Raw genomic sequence first — 18,042 nt, 5'->3', positions numbered from 1 at the left:
TAGTTAACTTGTCATATTTTTATTAAAATTACTCAAAGATAACTATCACTCTGTGTATATTTTGAGCGATTTGGTACAAGAGTTTTTATCATTTAACCTGAAGACAACTAAGGACATAGTAAAATGACTAATGTAAAAGAACTGAATCAGTTAATACAAAAGATTGAAAGCGAAGATGTTGTTAGTCGTGCCTTTGCCAGACAAAAAGCATCTGACATCTTAGCAACAAAAAGTATTGACTTATCCTTAAGACAAACTTTAGCGGATCATCTCAATCAAGAAAATTTATTATTAGCCTTAAAAACTACTGTTGGAGACGATAGCTATTAAGGGATTGAAAAAATGATTATCTTTGTTTAATAGTTATTCTTAGTTTTTTTGCTTTATCATTATCAAGATGAATAAATACTCCCTTCGATTGAAGGGAGCTTTTTTGATGATTCTGTATATTGAGAAGGAAGGATTTTGTGACGAGAACAGAAATGAAACTTGTGTCCTAAAAGAATTATGCAGTAGGATCAATACCCATATTGTCAGCTATTTCACGCAATACAGTAATTTGGGTATTAAAGTCTAAAGATTCAATAGATCCTAACCACTCAGTTTCTTGCTTTCCTAAGTCATATTGATCAGGCATAGGAATAATTAAACCTTCTACCATTCCCTTAGCCAAAAAGTACCAGAAAGCTAACTTAGTATTAGCACTGAAAGCACCATATTGATGACTGTACTCGGTATCAGTACCGCTTACAATATCCCGCATAATTTGTAACTGTTCTTCTTGGGATTTTTCGCCTACTTGTTCAAATAATCCACCAGCGATCGCAGGTTCGGCTGTATTGGGAGCAGCAGGAGTAATAGAACTGCCCATCTTTTCATAAATGAACCATAATAAAGCTAGTTTATTATCAACTGTAAAGCTGTCAAATACTTCTACTGCTTTGTTAAAGTCTGATTTAATTTCTGTATGAAGTGCCATAAATTAATATTCCTAATTCTACGAAGCAATTACTTGCTTATAAACATTTCTATTTTGCTTCTTTATAAAACTTAACATTTTATCAAGATGAAATTGATCCCTCGTTAGATAGACATTTTTGCTACTTCTAAGGATAGAGTGAGGAAAAGTGTGCCTCTTTCTTATCTTGAGCTTCCATCACTTTTTGTTGTTTGTTGACTCCCTTTTGGTGAGCTTGTTCCCCTGCAATCCCTGGCGGGGTCGCACCGCTTTTTTCTAGCTACTGCTTCTGGATCTTTCCTTGGGTTCGTTTTTTGAGACTTTTTCCATGATATTCCCGCTTCATGAAACAAATCGTAGTAACTAGACTTGGCAGAAAATGTTACATTGAATTGTTCAGCTATGTAATATTCTAGTTCATTGAGATTCCAAGTATTCTTCTCTTTTAGCCAAGAGATAACTTGTGTTTTTTCTTCTGAATTTAGATAAGCGAATGAGCCTTGATAACCAAGCTTTATTCCCTCAATTTCATTGATCACAAATGCTTGTTTCCATTTACTAATAAAACCTGAAGAAACTCGTAAAATCTTCATGATTTCCCGATGTGGGTGTCCCCTTAATGTCATCCTAACGGCAATCGCTCGTTTTAACTCTCTTGGATCAGGATTGGAGGAGATAAAGGTATCTAATTCTTTCATTTTAGTCTAGATTTACTTCTTTTTTATTCTCTCACATCTCATTCCTGATTGCTATAACTCAAAATTTGATTTTAACTTAACTTTCCTAACAATGATACTTATTATCTGTAGATTGTGGGTAATTAGTGATGATTTATTTTTTATGATGAACTATAACTAACTGCAATTTCATCCCCGATATCTTTTCTAACATCAAGATAATTTGCTGTGGTTGTAACATAGCGCCATCATTGCGACAGTAATGTAACGTTACAGTATTATCCTGATAAGAGTCTAACGATAAATGAGATAAGCGATCGCGTAAGATTTTATTATCCTCAGAACTACCATAGAATCAAAAACCGTAAAAAATTCGGCATAATATAATAGTAAGGGCAGCTTGATTAAGATCCCTGTTTGATCTTAAAATTGCAGCGAACTAATCCCTTTCGTCAGTTACCACCCAGTTAATTAAAATATATGTCTGCTTCTGACGTACAACCTCCTCAATCCTACCGTAAAGAGGAAGTTCAAGAAATTTTACACTTAGCCATTGCTCGCAAAACCGAAGTTGAAGAATTGTCTCGGACTCAACTTTGGGAAATTGCAGCAGAATTAGATATTGATGTTGCTGTTTTGCAACTGGCCGAAAAAGACTGGTTATTACAAAAACAACAGCAAGAAAAAAAGGATGAATTTAATCAATATCGTCAACGACAATTAAAACGGAAATTTATTCGCTATACCATTATTAATTCCTTTGTCATGTTACTTAATTTTTTGGCAGTAGGAACCTTATCGTGGTCATTATACATCTTGATTTTATTGGGACTTCCCTTGGCATTAGATACGTTTAAAACCTTTCAAACCGAAGGAGATGAATATGAAAAAGCCTTTCAACAATGGTATTTAAAAAAAGAAATGAAAGCCTCAATTTCGAGTCTTTGGAATCGCATTAGAACTGCTTGGTTATCGTAAAATTTTCATGATAAATGGAGTCTTGAAGTAACGGGTTATTTAAGACATAGTTGAATTTTCAAGTTTATTGAAAAATGCACCCGAAAAGAGTACAATCAAATTAAGGAAAATTAGGGTAATTTTGAGGGGAAATGATGACAGTTAAGGTAAAAAAACCGATTCTTGTAGCAGGATTAGGCATTTCTTTCTTACTGTGGTTAGGAGAAAGTCTCCACGAAGAAGTGATAGCTATAGGAGAATGGGGTGTTTTGAGTTTGATGGCTATCGGTACGGGAATTTGGTGGTGGCAAGAAAAACAACCTAAAAAAACAGTCTATCAAACCATTTCACCCTTAACTTTAAAAGAAATTAATCAGGCGATATCTGATGGAGAAAAAATATTAAAGATAGTTAAAAAAGAAAGTCCTGAATCTAATTTATTAGAATTAGAAACTGAGTTAAAAAGGTTACCAGAAAAACTAAATAATCAATTCCTTTGTTTGGGATTATTTGGTAATTCTAAGACAGGAAAAATTGGTTTACAATCATTATTAAATCACGAAACATACTTTAAAGAAATTAAATGGTTAGCACAAGAAAACCTTGAAAAAATAAATCAGAAAATAGACTTAATTGTTTTTTTGATTTCTACAGATTTAACTGAATCTCAGTGGCAACTAATACAACAATCTCATCAAAACCATCAACGGTGTTTGATTGTATTGAATCAACCTGAACAATCTAATACAGAAGAACAAGAAGTTATACTACAACAAATTAAACAAAGAGTTAGAACTATTATTCCGTCCAATGATGTAGTAGCGGTTAATTCAAACCCAACTCCTTTAAAAATTCGCCAATATAAAGACGATCAATCCTATCAAGAATGGACAGAAATTAAACCGCCTAATGTTGCTCCTTTAAAGAATAGATTGAACTCTATTTTAAGTCAAGAAAGAGAACAGTTAATCTGGGGGAAAGTATGGAGAGAAGCGCAAGAAATTAAAGAACAAGGAAAGCAAATCTTAAATAAGGTAAGATGCGATCGCGCTTTACCTATAATGGAAAAATATCAATGGATAGCAGCAGCAGCAGCTTTTGCCAACCCTGTTTCATCCTTAGATTTATTAGCCACTGCTGCCATTAACGCTCAAATGGTAGTAGACTTAAGCGGTATTTATCAACAGAAATTTACCCTATCTCAAGGGCAAGCAGCATCAGCGGCCATCGGCAAATTAATGATGAAGTTAGGATTAGTAGAATTATCAACCCATGCTATTAGTAGTTTACTCAAAAGTAACGCCATTACTTATGTAGCAGGGGGAGCAACCCAAGGCGTTAGTGCAGCCTATCTAACCCGTGTTGCTGGTTTAAGTTTAGTTGAATATTTTCAAGAACAAGAGGTGAGTTCTCAGAGCAATCAAAGTCTAGATATCAAAAAACTTTCAACAAAAATAAAACAAGTGTTTGAGCAAACCAAACGAACCGAAATATTACAGGGCTTTGTGAAACAAACCCTTCCTAAACTATCATAGATAATGCAACTGGTATCTCACTATAAATAAAGTGTTGCTACCTTTAATAAAGTACAGTGTAAAATGCCAACTATTGTCCGTTGCTTAAGGTAAGCATTTAAAAAATTCATACTTATTGAGTATGAAAAATTATAAGATAGTTGATTTTTTTGCGTGTGAAAAAAATTTAAAAGTAAATTATGACAGTTTCTGATTCTGAAACCACTCCAACTACTATTAATGAAACGCTAGATATTGCCAATCCAGACGAATCTATGGCACATTCCAATAGCTCTAAAAGATCCCCTCGACAAGGGTTTGCTCCGGTACTGGAGAATCCTCGATTTTTAATTTTGTGGATAGGCCAAGTATTTTCTCAACTGGCAGATAAAGTTTATTTAGTGTTGATGATTGCCTTTATCGCTGGCCATTTTCAAGGAGAAAATCAACCCATTAGTGGTTGGGTATCAGCGATTATGATTGCCTTTACAATTCCTGCGGTGTTTTTTGGTTCTTTAGCAGGGGTATATGTTGATCGCTGGCCTAAAAAAGGGATATTAGTTATTTCTAACCTCATTCGTGCTGTCTTTGTCTTTATTATTCCTCCGTTACTCTGGTTACTTCAAGGAGATAATTTAACCTTAAATCTTAGTTGGTTACCCCACTGGTTACGGAGTTGGCAAGATCAAACCCAAGAGGCATTTTTGTTACCCTTGGGTTTTTTAATGTTATTAATGTTAACCTTGGTTGATTCTACAATTACGCAATTTTTTGCTCCTGCTGAACAAGCGACTATCCCTCTAGTGGTCAAACGTCGTCATTTATTATCCGCTAATTCTCTATTTACCACTACCATGATGGCAATGACGATTGTCGGTTTTGCCATCGGCGAACCTCTATTAGAAGTTGCTTCTCATTTGGCTGAAAATCTTGGCTTTTCTTGGGAGGAAGGAAAAGCGTTTGTGGTGGGACTCTCATATTTAATCGCCGGGTTACTCCTTTTATTGTTAAAAACAGGAGAAAAACGAGAACATTACGAAAAAGAACAACCCCACGTTTTAGAAGATATCAAGGATGGTATTCGTTATCTGGGGAGTAATCATCGGGTTCGTAATGCGTTGATTCAGTTAGTCATTTTATTTTGTATTTTTGCAGCCTTATCCGTCTTAGCGGTACGTATGGCAGAAACCATTCCAGGAATGAAAGCTGAACAATTTGGCTTTTTATTAGCTACCGGCGGCTTAGGTATGGGTTGCGGGGCTGCTATCTTAGGAGGTTGGGGACAACAGTTCCGAAATAATCAGTTAGGATTATGGGGATCGATAGGAATGGCTGTTTCTTTGGTTGGTTTATCCCTATCCACTACCAGTTTATGGTTAACCCTATTAATGACAACATTCTTAGGGCTATTCGCTGCCTTTGTCGGTGTTCCTATGCAAACCACTATCCAAGCAGAAACCCCTGTGGATATGCGCGGTAAAGTATTTGGCTTACAAAATAATGCAGTCAATATTGCCCTTTCTTTACCCTTAGCCTTAGCCGGTATTGCCGAAACCGTCTTTGGTTTGCAACCAGTTTTATTAAGTTTAGGGGTGATGGCGATCTCTGGTGGTATTTTAACGTGGTTGATGGGTATGAAAGAATAAGACGGTTTAAATAAAACGAATTCGTCCTTCATCCATTTCTGACATAAGTAATTCCAAAGCCTCATAGTCCACATCAGAAATATAACCAGTACGAGTTAACTCATGGTTAATGGCCATCTCTATTTCTGGGGTTAATCGTTTAAGATATAAAGCTTTTTCTACTAATTGGCGAATTAAAGGGGGGCTATTCACAAATTTTTCTCCGCTCTTGACAACAGGGGATTTTAAGCTAAGTTGGTAAATGTGAAGAAGCATCCTACTTCAACTAGAGTCAACGAGTTGTAATGTTTAGGCTTTTTTAACAACAGTGGTAATTTCTAGTAAACCATTAATAGGGGACTAGCTTTTGTAGCTTGCTTAACTTTTTTTTACAAAAAAACTGATACAATGCTAAACTGTGACTCATTACTTGATTAAGTACAACGACGTAAAGGCCAAATTCTGGTTAAGTTTGGGTAAAATCTAACCTTGGATAGAGGAAAATCCAGATTTAACCAAAATAAACAAAAAGTAAGATTCAATCACAAAATTTAATCACTTATTAACCTAAAGTTGATTTCTTAAAAAAAAACAGATCAAAACGGTTAAGATTGAATCAATTAATAAAAAAGTGATTATAATTTGGTCATAACCATAAGCAAACTAAATTTTGAAATTGAGGGTAAATACCAATGATGGGGAGTCAATTGATTAATTTAAGAGTAGAGGTTTTGGAACCAACGGGTTACATTACTGCTGCTAATGTCGATGATTTTCAAGAAAAATTAACAACTTTTGTTAGTAATAACCCGAATAGAGATTATTTGGTGAATATGCACCAAGTAGAATTTATTGACAGTGCGGGACTCATGGCGATTGTGTCTGCCTTTCGTCTTGCTCAGCGTCTTAATAAAAAGCTAAGTGTTTGTTCCTTATCACCATCAGTCCGCATTATTTTTGAATTAACCCAATTAGATAGGGCTTTAGAAATATACGAAAGCCGTCAAGCCTATGAAGCATCTCTGAATGCTACCTTAGCTGCTTGAAGTCATTGGAGAATAACTTCAAGTATTAGCTTACTCCTCCACACTTCCGGTATATTAGAAAAACATCAGAAGAATCGGGAAGTGCCGGAGGTTTGTTTGTGACTATCGCTATCGAAAAACTTATTACCCCAGAGATCAATAAACCTGCCCGTTATTTAGGTAACGAGTTAGGATCAAAACATAAACCTTGGAAGGAAACAACTGTACACTGGGTTTTGACTTACCCAGAAGTGTATGAGTTAGGAGCTTCTAATTTAGGCCATATCATTCTCTACAATATTCTTAATAGTCAACCCCGTCAACTGTGCGATCGCACTTACTTACCAGCACCGGATTTAGCTCAGAAATTACGAGAAAGTAATACTCCTCTATTTGCTTTAGAATCCCGTCGTTTCCTAATAGACTTTGATATATTAGGCTTTAACCTAAGTTATGAGCTAGGAGCGACTAATATTTTAGAAATGCTGGCTCTATCTCAAATTCCCTTAACATCGAAAGAGAGAGACTCAGGCAATTATCCTTTAATTTTTGCAGGGGGACAAACCGCCACCTCTAACCCTGAACCCTTTGCCGAATTTTTCGATTTTATGGCCTTAGGAGATGGAGAGGAATTATTACCAGAAATTGGTTTAATTATTGAACAAGGAAAAGAAAATAAGCTCAGTAAAGAAGCATTATTATTAGATTTAGCCCAAATTCCAGGGGTTTATGTCCCTCGCTTTTATGACGTGACAGAAGCAGGCGAAGTGGTTCCTAACCGACCTGATGTTCCTCCAAAAATTTTACGCCGTGTTTCCCCTCCTATGCCAGCCTATGCCATTGGTTTAGTACCGTTTATCGAAACGATACACGATCGCTTAGTGGTGGAAATAAGACGAGGTTGCACCAGAGGGTGTCGTTTTTGTCAACCAGGGATGTTAACCCGCCCGGCTAGGGATGTACAACCGAATGATGTTATCGAAACCATTGAACGAGGCATCAGAGAAACAGGCCATAACGAATTTTCCTTACTGTCTTTAAGTTGTTCCGACTATTTAGCCTTGCCAGCAGTAGGAACGGAGATCAAAAACCGTCTTAAAGATGAAAATATTACCCTTTCTTTACCCAGTCAACGGGTAGATAGGTTTGATGAAAATATCGCCAACATTGTTGGAGGAAACCGTAAGTCAGGGCTAACCTTCGCCCCAGAAGCTGGAACCCAAAGAATGCGAGATGTGATCAATAAAGGGTTAACCAATGAGGAGTTATTAAGAGGGGTAAAAACTGCCGTTGAACAGGGTTGGGATAAGGTTAAACTGTATTTTATGATTGGTTTACCCGGAGAAACCGATATGGATGTCCTGGGTATTGTGGAAACAGTGCGCTGGTTACGGCAAGAATGCCGCATTAAAGGTCGTAAGCCTCTACAATTTACCATTACCGTGTCTAATTTTACCCCGAAACCTCATACGCCGTTTCAGTGGCATTCCGTGTCTACAGCAGAGTTTAAACGTAAGCAGGAATTACTACGAGAAGCGTTTCGTTCCGTTCGAGGGGTCAAAGCCAATTATACCGATGTCAGAATTTCAGGGATGGAAGATTTTGTGGGAAGAGGCGATCGCCGTTTAGCCCCTGTCATTCGTCGTGCCTGGGAATTAGGGGCAGGTATGGACTCCTGGTGGGAAAATGCTCAACAAGCTTATGAAGCCTGGGAACAAGCTATTAAAGAGGCCGGGTTAAGTTGGAAATATCGTCAGGTTGAAGATGGGGAATGGAACGTTTTTGAAGGAGATACAGACTTATATAATGCTCCTTTACCGTGGGATCATATTAATACTGGAATTGAGAAGAAATGGCTACAAGAGGACTTACAACGGGCTTTAGAAGCTGCCACCGTTCCCGACTGTGCTTTTGAAGGGTGTTCTCATTGTGGGGTGTGCGGGTTAGATTTTGGTCATAATATTGTGGTACAACCCCCTGCTATTCCTGAGTTTAGCGGTCAATTTCAAGCTAACCAAGACCGCTTACAAAGATTTCGGGTCTATTTTGGCAAAATTGGGGAAATGGCCTTAGTGAGTCACCTTGATTTAGTAAGGTTATTTGATCGGGTGGTGCGTCGTGCTGCCTTACCCATTTCTTTTACGGGGGGCTATCATCCGGGACCAAGAATTTCTATTGCTAATGCGTTAACTTTGGGTGTTACTAGCAACGGAGAAATTGTGGATTTTGAGTTGACTGAAATGATGGATATTAACAAGTTTTGTCAAGCTTTAGAGCAACATTTACCCTCAGAAATTCCTATTTATAACGTAGAAGAAGTATCGGTTAATTCCACTTCAGCGACTCGTTTATTAGAAGAAGCAGAGTATTTAATTACGCTAGAAACTGAGGATACTATTGCTCAAGAAACTTGGCGAAATTGGATTGAAAACGTCTTAGAAAGTTCAGAAATCAATTGGGAGAAAACCACTAAATCAGGGAAAAAGAAAACCGTTAATTTACGCGATCGCTTGTCTCATTTATCCTTAGAATCCTATCAGGATAATTCCGTAACGTTAAACTATATTGGTAGTTGTCGCAATGATGGCACTATGTTACAACCACAGCAGGTTATGTTGATGTTAGAAAAGATATCGGGGATGGAATTACAGTTAGTTAAAGTTCATCGTCAACGATTGATTTTAGCAGCAACTTAATAACGAAGTTTTTGAGTCAGTAGGAGCTTAATAATATTCATTGGTGTCAACTTAAGGGTATAGCCTCCCAAATTTGTTGAGTGAGAGCGTCTTTTTCTCAATGTCGCTTTCGCTCATTACTTTTTAATGGTTTCCCCGAATATACAGCACTTTGCAAGTTATTAAACTACATCTAACATCTGTCTTCTGCCTCCTGCCTCCTGCCTTCTGCCTCAAAGCGATAACTGTTGTACCTCACTAAGTCAAAAACTGCTGTATTTTAAGGGAGTAAATAAGGCTGTTTCTAAATATTTAATTAATTCCTAACAATTTCATAATAACCCAATTCTTTGAAGGTATTTAAGATAATTTCTAGGGTAATTTTAAATTCTCTTTTTGAATTATTTCCATTTAAGTGATTTTGAACTGATTTTAATAAATCTAAATTAAATAGACGAATATTATTATTTTTTTCACCTTTAATTAACTTTTTTTCTCCTAAATCAACAGTAACTTAATAAAAATCCTCAATATTTCTGAAGCTTGTTCTAAGGTTACTTTTTTCATGACTTTATTTTTACACACTTACTCTTTTTATCTTAACATTATCAATGTTTTTGTACTTAATATTATTAAGTCCATACAGTAATATTAAACCTCTAAAATGAGTAATTAATGTTCACTGGTAACTAATTTTAACTTTGACATATTGTCTTTTGACAAACTTAAAAAATTTTGTCATAGTTCTTATTCAATAAACATTGAATAATTAAGTCAAACCTATGAAAATTGGTGTGAAGCGAGGATACTGCTGGTTAGTTACAGCGGTCAGTTTAATCTGTCTAGATACTTATTTGTCTCCTGTCAAAGCAGAAATAAGTCAAGAAAAACAGGAGATAAATAAGGTTAGTTTTAACTATGAGACCCTGACGAATACTTGGAATTATCAAGACTTACAAAAAAAGATTAATCAAGAGAAAGCAAGAGAGTTATTGGTATCTAATTTGAATTGGCTTGATTCATCTTACTTATTTCTCAATAAACAAATCAAACCAGATGATCGTAAGCAAAAATATGAAATTTCAAGCAACTATACCTTTGTAAAATTTAGAAACTTCACTGATGACAAAAAAGAGGCTACTCAACTCAGTAACATTCAGAAAAAAAGTGCTAAAAAATTCGTCAATTCTTTCGACAAAAAACTGCAAGGAAATACAGATTTTCTTTTAGCCGATGAACCTTTACCTCCTTCTCAACAAGGAATTTTTTGGAACCCTGCACGTCCCGATAGTCATGCACCTATTGCTGTTATGGGGGAACATATTCATAGTGAAGGAGAAATCATGGTTTCTTATCGCTATATGTTAATGGAAATGGAAGGAAGTCGCGTGGGAACCGATGATGTTAGCGATGAGAAAATTTTAGAGCAATATCCTGTTACTCCCACTCGCATGACCATGCAAATGCACATGTTTGGCATGATGTATGGTATTACGAATAACTTGACCCTTATGGCCATGTTGCCTTATGTAGTTAAGGATATGGATCATATTACGCGCATGAATACAGGTTTTAACACTGATTCTGAAGGGATTGGAGATATTAAAGTTACTGGTTTATACCAAGTTTTGAATGAAAATCGACAAAGAATTCATTTCAACGCAGGGGTTAGCTTTCCGACTGGTTCTATTGAAGCACGCGATCGCACTCCAGCCGGTCCCGATCAACTGTTACCTTATCCGATGCAACTGGGATCAGGAACCCTTGATCTCCATCCAGGGATCACTTATTTAGGACAAACTGATGAATGGTCATGGGGATCTCAAATTATTGGAACCCTTCGTTTAGGGACAAATAGTAATAGTTATAAATTTGGCGATGAAATCATGTTAACGGCCTGGGGTGCTAGAAAATGGAGTGATTGGGCCAGCACTTCTTTACGAATTAAAGGTAAAAATTGGGGAAATATTAGTGGCAAAGATACCCGTCTTAATCCTAATATCGTTCCCACTGCTGATCCCACTCGACGAGGAGGAACTCAAATTGATATTGGTTTTGGACTCAATCTTTTTGTCCCCGAAGGAGACTTAAGAAGTGGTCGTTTAGCCATTGAATTCGAGTTACCCATTTATCGCGCTCTTCAAGGACCACAATTAGAAACAGATTGGCAATTAACAGCAGGTTTACAGTTTTCATTTTAAAGCTGTTAAATCTTAAACAAATCGATAGATAATTGACAAAAGTTTGACAAGTTGTCTTTTGATTTCTTAGAACGCTTGTGTTAGCTTAAAGTCGAAATTTTCTTAATTGCGATTCCATGAAACATCAAAACATTCACTTTTCATTTTTGACTAGAACTGTCAGTTATCTTAGTTTAACTTGTGCAACAACTTTAGCATTAGTAACAGGAATCAACCCAGAAGTTAAAGCTGCTACCATTGAATTTGATGCTGATATGTATGCTTATTCTAACCCTAACACTTGTACCCCAAAACTTGCACCTGATAATAAGTGTTTTGTTGAAGATGGGTTTAATGTAGAAGCATTTTCGGGACGAAATACTGGAAGCACTGGAAGTGATCCAGGCCATTTTCACGAAGGAGGGCATTTCCATGCAAGTAATTCCTACGAAGCACAGCATTTTAGCGCAGTTGATCGACTGTTAGGGGTTTATTTAACTTTAGCGAATGGTGGTACTTTTTCTTTAGAAAGTTTAGACTATCAATTAAGAGATAATACCCGTGCTATTTCTGGTTATTCAACCGATGATACTAAGATTTTAATTAGCACTACTTTTGATCCGACTCAACCCGTTTTAGGACAGTTTACAGAGGTTTCTGTTGGTAATGAACTAGGTTTACCCTTTCAAACCTTAAACCTGACAGATTTTCAGAATATTACTCAAGTTTATATTGCGAGTTCAGGAGATGTAAACTTTGATAATCTTACAACCACTGAGATTCCTGAAAATAATGATCCTAATTCTGTTCCTGAACCTGGTACTTTAGTGGGATTATTAACTCTGGGAAGTATGGGTTTTTGTTTCAGACGAAAAGAAAGTCAAAGATAGAGAATTAACTACTATCTTTGACTTGAACAACAGTAATATAATCATAGTTTAACAGCAGTAGGGGTCAATATTATTCGTTGACTCCTACAGTTGTTGACAATTTAGCTATCGTCTTCAGCTAACATCAAATAAATCTCCCGTTTTAGTTGTTTGAGACGACTCACCACTTGCTCAATTTTTGTTTTATTTCCAGTGCGAGTGAGTTGAGTAATGACTTCTTTTAAGTCTCGCAATGTGGTTTTTAATTCGATTAGCTGGGGTTGTTCCTCTACTACATCTAACATAGAAACAGATGGTTCATGTTGTGCTAATAACTCTTTTCCACTGTCAGTAATTGTATAAACTTTTTTACCCTCCAATTGTTCACTGGTTAAATAATTACCCTCTTCAAGTAATTGTAAAGTGGGATAAACTGAACCGGGACTTGGCCGATAAAATCCTCCCCAACGTAATTCTATTTCTCTAATTAATTGATATCCATGTTGAGGTTTTTCAGCTAATAAGGATAACAAAAGGTATTTGATATCACCACGGGGGATTCTAGTTCGACCGTCCCTTAAATGATGACCCCTTCTTCTCGGTCTTCCTTTTCCTGGATGTTTATGTTCTGAAGCAAACAAAAGTTCTGCTTTATGTTTTCTCCCTCTGTGTCGAGATTCAAGATCCCTAAAGGATTGATGAGAGTAACTGTTATAACTATCAAGCATTATGATTTCTCTTGTTGAGTAATTGATCTTATCTTTAGTTTTATTATATATCACGATATATCGTTATTGCCATAGCAATGAAACAATATAGGGGTCAACAATTGTTAACCCCTAGGTTGGATTATGATTTTTTCTTGATTTTAACGACCACCAACGGTTATTTTATCTACTTTTAAATGAGGTTGACCAACCGTAACATAAATGCTGCCACTGACAGAACCGCAGAACCCTGGAGCTAGTCCTAAATCTTGAGAACACATCGATATTTCGTTCATAATATCCTTAGCGGTTCCGATTAAGGTTGCACCCTTTAACGGTTTTGTGACCTCGCCATTTTCAATTAAATAAGCTTCAGAAACGGAGAAATTAAACTCACCGGTTGCACCAACACTTCCGCCACCCATTTGCTTACAATAAATGCCTTTATCCACCGAAGCAAAGAGATCATCGATAGAAGAGTTACCAGGAGCAATATAAGTATTACGCATCCGAGAAGCTGCAGCATAGGCATAACTTTGACGACGGCCACTACCAGTGCGAGGATGGCCTGTACGCATAGACCCTGTACGATCGGCGATAAAGTTCTTTAAGATGCCATTTTCAATTAATAAAGTCCGTTGGGTGGGCATTCCTTCATCATCCATATCAATGGTGCCAAACGCTTTATCAGAACGCCCTTCGTCCCATGCGGTGAGATTTTCATGGGCGATTTTTTCCCCTTTCTTATCCATAAATGGGGTGGTTTTATGTTCGATTTGGGTGGTTTCTAATAGGTGTCCGCAAGCTTCGTGGAAAATAACCCCACCAAACTCATTAGCCATAATAATCGGGTAATTCCCCGATTCTACAAAGTCAGCATAGAGCATTTTTCCCGCAGACTCTCCCACTCCTTCGGCTGCTGTTTCGTAGTCCCATTGACGTAAGAAACTGGGGTCACTGGTATCCCCAAACCGTTTACCAATGGAAGTCCGATGATCCCCATCTGCACAAAATAGGGAGTAACCCACGGACTGAGTAAGGCGAATATCTCTCGCAAAAGTGCCATCACTGGCCGCGATTAACACTTCTTGCCAATCTCGGAAATACATAGCCCGACGGGATTGAATATGGTTGGCTTTTTGTGCAAGTTTACCATTGGCCTGTAATAAAGTATGTCCCATCTCTTCGATAGAACTACATTGAGGTAGCCAAACTTCCTTATCTTTGGTTGCTGCGTAATCTCTGAATAGTTCTAGGTTAATTTCTGGGATGTAAGCATTAGGAGAGGGCAAAGTTAAGCCTAAGATAGATAAGCCCTTTTCTAAGGCGGTTTTTAGCCCTTGGAATGAGAGGTCATTGGTACTGACATAACAATCCGCTTTACCTTTAAAAATTCGGATTCCGGCACCTGTGGATAGACGAGGGGAAATGCTAGTAATAGCGTCTTCTTCGGCTAAACAGCTAATATAGTTAACCCGTTCTAGGAAAAATTCTAAAAAGTCGGCTCCTGCAGCCCGTCCCAACCCCAACAGAGTCGAGAGGGGATCTTGCCAACTCGCGTCAAAGCGATCGCGACTAGACTGATAACTTAATTGAGGTAATTCTTTGGAGATTAACAACGTTGCTGTCATAAGATAGTATCCTTAACTGGGTTTTGATATCGTAGAGATTGGCTTTATTTTTTATTCTATCCTTTGTCACTGGTTAAATCAGAAGGGGGGCGATCACTACTCCAAGCCCACCAAGCTTGTTCACATTCGCACAGATAAAATTCTTGCCATCTGCGAACATAGTCTTCAGTGATTACTGGAGCCCGTCGATTGATCCAAACGTTTTGGGCTTTATTGGCACTAGAATGACAACGAGGGCAACAGAATTGTAATCCATGAACGGCGTTTTCTGTCCAGTCAGGGGGCGTAGGGCTAAAGGCATCCATTGTAATGTTATGATGGCATTAAAAAACCATTAAAAATTATCGCTTGCTTGTTATCTTAGCATCTGTTTAGTGGAAGTTTGTTAATAAATTCTCCAACTCAAAAGCGGTTTTTGTAACAGCAATTGATACTTGCTCTACCCAAAAATTACTTCTGAAGCTAGATTACATAATAAATTATTAATATTTATTATTCATAGAGCTAATATGTAAAAAAAAAATGTTAAGTAATTGCCAGCACAGTCGAAGTTACACTAATTAAGTTAATATATTTGTTAATATATTAGGACTGCTTAAGTCAAAAAAGAGTGTCAATCCTCATTTTTCGATATAAATAGTGACAAATACAGTAACCATAAGTTATAACAGAGTTATTTTATTTATCCGTAGCTTAAACCCGCAATTTTTATCCATTTACTGATCTTTTATGTTAGAAAATAACTTTAAACTTCAATTATGAATGATAAATCTCTTAAAATTGATATCAACCGAGAAACTTGGCACAAGTTACATCAATATTGTCAAGCATCAGGACAGGTTGAATCAGAAGTTTTAGAACAATTAATTTTATCACTGGATCAAGCCTCAATCCTAGAAAATTCTAATAAACTTGAACAATTTCAGCAATTCTCTGACAAAATTCCTGTTCCAATTATTTTAATACAAACTGTCAATGCAAAAATCAACTATGTCAATCCCAAAGCCCTTTCTATTTTAGGCTTTTCTTTAGAAAAATTATTAACTACATCTCTTTTTGATTTATGTTATAAAAATGATCAAAAACAATTATTAAGAAACCAATTAAAAATAGGAAATTTACAAGGAAATTGTGAAGTTAAAATCAAAAAGAAAAATGGAGATATGATCTATGCTAGTCTTTTTGTTCAGCCTTTACAATGGAATAAAAACTTACTTATGGTGTCTTGGTGTGATATTACAATAAGATACCAAATGGAACAAGAACTAAAAGAAAAAACAGCATTTTTACAATTAGTTTTAGATAATATTCCTCAATTAATTTTTTGGAAAGATACTAACTCGGTCTTTCTTGGTTGTAATCGTTTATGGGCAAAAGCTGCTGGATATATAGAACCTGAACAAGTAGTCAGTAAAACGGATTATGATATTTATCACGATCCCAATAATCAACATTTAGATCCCCCAATACAAAATCTTAGTTATTACAGAAAACAGGATCTTCGTGTCATAGAGACAGGAGAACCTGAATTGAATTTTGTTGAACAAAAACATAATCCCGAAGGACAAGAAGTTTGGTATAATACAAATAAAATTCCCATAAAAGATAACGAGGGTAATATTGTTGGTATTCTGGGTACAATTGAAAATATTACTGAGCAAAAGTTAGTAGAACGGTCATTATTTGAAGAAAAAGAATTAGCTAAAGTTACTCTCAATTCCATTGGCGAAGCTGTAATTACAACTAATCCCCAAGGAATAATCGAGGATTTTAATCCAATTGCTCAACAATTAACAGGATTTACTATTCAAGAAGCTATCTATCAACCCATTGCTAACATTTTAAAACTGATAGATAAGACAGGAAAAACCAATGAGAATCTTATTAATAAAATACTGCAAAATAGTCAAAATCAACCTAAAAGACACACAGGTATTTTAGAAAATAAAAATGGAGAAAAATGTGAAATCGATATAGTTATTAATTTAATTAGAGGTCAAAATAATCAAATTTTAGGTACTGTTTTGATTTTTCGTGATGTAACTCAAGCCTCACAACTCGCTCATCAATTATCCTGGGAAGCTAGTCATGATAATTTAACAGGGTTAGCGAATCGCAGAGAATTAGAAAAACAATTAAGTCTGGCAATAGAAAGTTATAAAAATGAAGATGTTGAACATATTTTATGTTATTTAGATTTAGATCAATTTAAAATTATTAATGATACTTGTGGTCATGTTGCAGGGGATGAATTGTTAAAACAAGTTACTAATTTATTACAAACAAGAGTTCGTAGTAGTGATATTTTAGCTAGATTAGGAGGAGATGAATTTGCTTTATTACTTAAAGGATGTTCTCTCGGAAAAGCCAAGACTATTGCAAATAACTTGAGACAATTAGTTAAGAATTTTAGATTTACTTGGGATAATGAAATCTTTTCCGTCGGCGTTAGTATTGGAATCGTTTCTATTAATCAAGAAATTCAGACCATTACTTCTGTAATCAATGCAGCAGATTCTGCTTGTTACACAGCAAAAAGTAGAGGTAGGAATTGTGTTTATGTTTATAAAGAAAGTGATGATGAAGCGACAAAAAAAATTGGTCAAAATCAATGGATTATCAGATTAAATCAAGCACTCGATGAAAACTTATTTCATCTTTATTCTCAAAAAATTGTTTCAATTCAATCTACGGAAAAAGTCCATCATGAAGTTTTATTAAGATTACTCGATGATTCGGGAAACTTAGTTTCTCCATTAGCCTTTTTTCCCTCTGCTGAACGCTATAATTTAATGGAGGAGATTGATCAATGGGTAATTAGTAACTTTTTAAAAGTTTATAGTGAAGCTTATCAAAAACAGTCGAACTTAAAGAAAGCAAACTTTAATCATGTACACACAATTAATTTGTCAGCTATTAGTGTGAAAAATGACCAGCTTTGTAATTTTATAGAAGAAAAATTATCTTACTACAACGTTAATCCTAAGCATCTATGTTTTGAAATTACAGAAACGACTGCCATTACTAATCTTAGTCAAACTATCAAACTCATTGAAGGGATTAAACAATTAGGTTGTTATTTTGCTATCGATGATTTTGGGAGTGGTATGAGTTCTTTATCCTACCTTAAAAATTTACCTGTTGATTATTTAAAGATTGATGGAAATTTTGTAAAACATTTAGCCGATGATTCACTTAATCATTGTTTAGTTGATTGTTTTCAT

14 protein-coding genes and 1 pseudogene are annotated in these 18,042 nt (G+C 36.0%); 9 read left to right on the top strand and 6 right to left on the bottom strand.

Annotation, left to right across the window (positions count from 1 at the left end; genetic code table 11):
• Positions 1-123: 123 nt before the first annotated feature.
• Complete coding sequence (locus CY0110_RS22250; protein WP_008277829.1) at positions 124-330, top strand: hypothetical protein; 207 nt, start codon at positions 124-126, stop codon at positions 328-330.
• A 175-nt stretch (positions 331-505) separates the two neighbouring features.
• Here the strand turns inward: CY0110_RS22250 and CY0110_RS22245 are convergent, their stop codons facing one another.
• Both CY0110_RS22245 and CY0110_RS22240 read right to left on the bottom strand, forming a co-directional pair.
• The gene (locus tag CY0110_RS22245) at positions 506-979 is read right to left on the bottom strand and encodes an orange carotenoid protein N-terminal domain-containing protein (RefSeq protein ID WP_008277828.1); all 474 of its coding nucleotides are present in this window, start codon (positions 977-979) and stop codon (positions 506-508) included.
• A 248-nt stretch (positions 980-1,227) separates the two neighbouring features.
• Positions 1,228-1,656: pseudogene (locus CY0110_RS22240) on the bottom strand (helix-turn-helix domain-containing protein); the annotation flags it as partial.
• Between the two features lie 459 nt (positions 1,657-2,115).
• On the opposite strand from CY0110_RS22240, the gene CY0110_RS22235 reads away from it, so the two are divergent.
• From CY0110_RS22235 to CY0110_RS22225, 3 genes are all read left to right on the top strand, one after another.
• Positions 2,116-2,613: a 2TM domain-containing protein gene (locus CY0110_RS22235; RefSeq protein WP_008277826.1), complete on the top strand. Its 498-nt coding sequence runs from the start codon at positions 2,116-2,118 to the stop codon at positions 2,611-2,613.
• 131 nt (positions 2,614-2,744) lie between these two features.
• The gene (locus tag CY0110_RS22230) at positions 2,745-4,127 is read left to right on the top strand and encodes a YcjF family protein (RefSeq protein WP_008277825.1); all 1,383 of its coding nucleotides are present in this window, start codon (positions 2,745-2,747) and stop codon (positions 4,125-4,127) included.
• A gap of 179 nt (positions 4,128-4,306) precedes the next feature.
• Positions 4,307-5,752 carry an MFS transporter gene (locus CY0110_RS22225; protein WP_008277824.1) on the top strand — a complete coding sequence of 482 codons (1,446 nt, stop codon included), beginning with the start codon at positions 4,307-4,309 and terminating at the stop codon, positions 5,750-5,752.
• Positions 5,753-5,758: 6 nt separating this feature from the next.
• On the opposite strand, the gene CY0110_RS22220 is transcribed toward CY0110_RS22225, so the two are convergent.
• Positions 5,759-5,944 carry a hypothetical protein gene (locus tag CY0110_RS22220; RefSeq protein WP_035800360.1) on the bottom strand — a complete coding sequence of 62 codons (186 nt, stop codon included), beginning with the start codon at positions 5,942-5,944 and terminating at the stop codon, positions 5,759-5,761.
• 479 nt (positions 5,945-6,423) lie between these two features.
• On the opposite strand from CY0110_RS22220, the gene CY0110_RS22215 reads away from it, so the two are divergent.
• From CY0110_RS22215 to CY0110_RS22200, 4 genes are all read left to right on the top strand, one after another.
• Positions 6,424-6,777: an STAS domain-containing protein gene (locus tag CY0110_RS22215; RefSeq protein ID WP_008277822.1), complete on the top strand. Its 354-nt coding sequence runs from the start codon at positions 6,424-6,426 to the stop codon at positions 6,775-6,777.
• A 98-nt stretch (positions 6,778-6,875) separates the two neighbouring features.
• Positions 6,876-9,452 carry a TIGR03960 family B12-binding radical SAM protein gene (locus CY0110_RS22210; protein ID WP_008277821.1) on the top strand — a complete coding sequence of 859 codons (2,577 nt, stop codon included), beginning with the start codon at positions 6,876-6,878 and terminating at the stop codon, positions 9,450-9,452.
• 761 nt (positions 9,453-10,213) lie between these two features.
• On the top strand, positions 10,214-11,632 hold the full coding sequence (locus CY0110_RS31090; protein ID WP_008277820.1) for a hypothetical protein: 1,419 nt from the start codon (positions 10,214-10,216) through the stop codon (positions 11,630-11,632).
• Between the two features lie 116 nt (positions 11,633-11,748).
• Positions 11,749-12,501: a PEP-CTERM sorting domain-containing protein gene (locus CY0110_RS22200; protein WP_008277819.1), complete on the top strand. Its 753-nt coding sequence runs from the start codon at positions 11,749-11,751 to the stop codon at positions 12,499-12,501.
• Between the two features lie 101 nt (positions 12,502-12,602).
• Here CY0110_RS22200 and CY0110_RS22195 read toward each other — a convergent pair whose 3' ends face one another.
• The 3 genes from CY0110_RS22195 to CY0110_RS22185 form a co-directional block, all read right to left on the bottom strand.
• On the bottom strand, positions 12,603-13,208 hold the full coding sequence (locus tag CY0110_RS22195; protein ID WP_008277818.1) for a PadR family transcriptional regulator: 606 nt from the start codon (positions 13,206-13,208) through the stop codon (positions 12,603-12,605).
• Positions 13,209-13,348: 140 nt separating this feature from the next.
• Positions 13,349-14,818 (bottom strand): TldD/PmbA family protein, encoded by a 1,470-nt coding sequence (locus CY0110_RS22190; RefSeq protein WP_008277817.1) that lies wholly within the window; start codon positions 14,816-14,818, stop codon positions 13,349-13,351.
• A 56-nt stretch (positions 14,819-14,874) separates the two neighbouring features.
• Entirely contained in the window at positions 14,875-15,123 is a 249-nt protein-coding gene (locus tag CY0110_RS22185) for a hypothetical protein (protein WP_008277816.1), read from the bottom strand.
• Between the two features lie 453 nt (positions 15,124-15,576).
• Here CY0110_RS22185 and CY0110_RS22180 point away from each other — a divergent pair.
• A partial coding sequence (locus CY0110_RS22180; protein WP_008277815.1) for a bifunctional diguanylate cyclase/phosphodiesterase occupies positions 15,577-18,042 on the top strand: 2,466 nt, incomplete at its 3' end.

Source organism: Crocosphaera chwakensis CCY0110, from assembly GCF_000169335.1.
GTDB lineage: Bacteria > Cyanobacteriota > Cyanobacteriia > Cyanobacteriales > Microcystaceae > Crocosphaera > Crocosphaera chwakensis.
The sequence above is the reverse complement of the archived record's forward strand: the minus strand, read 5'-3'. Positions and strand labels throughout refer to the sequence as shown.